At 34.4% G+C, this 1,594-nt stretch carries 1 protein-coding gene; it reads left to right on the top strand.

Going from position 1 to position 1,594, the window contains the following annotated elements:
- The first annotated feature begins 135 nt into the window (after positions 1-135).
- Positions 136-1,509, top strand: coding sequence for an IS4 family transposase (locus tag DFR79_RS16020; protein WP_133516456.1), 1,374 nt, complete (start codon positions 136-138; stop codon positions 1,507-1,509).
- The last annotated feature ends 85 nt before the right edge of the window (positions 1,510-1,594 follow it).

Here is a 1,594-nt window from a genome sequence, read left to right as displayed (position 1 = left end):
CTCAAACTTCGCACTTGTAAAAGTGCTTTTGCACCTTGAAATTTCAATATTTTTTAGCAAAAAAATAGCATGAAACCCCCGCTTTTGGTATAATTGAATAGCAACAAACAAAAAACCATAACGGAGGTTCATGCTATGAAAATTATACCACAAATTTACCAAAATGATAAGAGAATTTTTTCTACTGTCTCAACTTTTTTTAAAAAATATCGGGTTGCTTCTGTACTAAAATCTGCAAATGCCTATAAAGCTAAAGGAATACCAGTGATTTCAATCTTTTTCTATTTGTTTTCTCTGATTTTTGATAATCGTTCCATGTATATGGATATTTTAACAGGAAAAAACGAAAAAGACTTTGCCAAAGACACTGTTTATCGCTTTATGAAATCTATCAACATCAACTGGATACAGTTCACAACTCTTTTAGCTGGTAGAATCATTGATGACAGCATTGAGCATTTAACAAATAATGATCGGGTAAATGTCCTGATTATTGATGATACAACCTTTGAGCGTTCAAGATCTAAAAAAGTTGAGTTACTCTCTAAAATATATGATCATGCAAAAAAACAGTACAAATTTGGATTTAGACTGCTTACTCTCGGCTGGTCAGATGGAAACACCTTTTTACCAGTTAATGGCTGTCTGCTTTCGACAAAGAATTCTAAAAATCGAATTAATGAAGCAGCTGAAATTGACAAACGGACTGTTGGATATGCCAGAAGAAAACTAGCTCAGACTAAAGCTACTAAAGTTATGCTTGAACTGCTTGAAGCTGCTAAAAAAGCAGCTATTCCGGCATCTCATGTGCTTTTTGATACCTGGTTTTGTTCTCCATCTTCCCTGATTGCCGTCAAAAACATTGGCTATGATGTAGTAGCAATGGCCAAAAAAACCTCTAAAGTTCATTATCTTTACAATGGTAAGATGCAGCCTTTGACAAAGATCTTTAGAGAAAACAGAAAACGTCGTGGTAGATCTCGTTATCTTTTATCAGTGGAAGTAACTATAGTTAAAGATGAACAATCTATCCCTGCCCGTATTGTCTATGTTCGCAATCGAAACAAACGAAATGAATATCTTGCCCTAATAACTACTGACATGAACTTAACTGAAGAAGAAGTTATCAGAATCTACGGCAAACGCTGGGAGATAGAAGTGTTCTTTAAGGTTTGCAAGTCATATCTAAAACTGAGTAAAGAATGCAGATCACTATCATATGATGCTATGACAGCTCATGCAGCAATTATATTTACCAGATACATGTTACTGTCGGTAGAAAACAGAAAATATGCAGATGACAGAACACTTGGGCAGATGTTTTATCTTCTGGTTGATGAAATGGCAGATATCACCTGGATTCAGGCTATACATATGCTGATGGAAGTTTTTATTGCTACAATTAAAGATAAATTATCATTAACTTCAAAACAGCTGGATCAGCTTTTAGAAGCATTTATCATGGCAGTACCAGAAAACTTAGTAGAACATCTGCCGATATCTGCCTAAAACAGTAAAATGATATTACTTTAATTCTGCTAAATATTGAAATTTCAAGGGGCAAAAGGGTTATTTATGTGCGAAGTTTGAGTAA

The sequence above is a fragment of the Halanaerobium saccharolyticum genome (assembly GCF_004362045.1).
Classification (GTDB): domain Bacteria; phylum Bacillota; class Halanaerobiia; order Halanaerobiales; family Halanaerobiaceae; genus Halanaerobium; species Halanaerobium saccharolyticum_C.
This window is presented reverse-complemented; position numbering and strand designations above follow the sequence as displayed.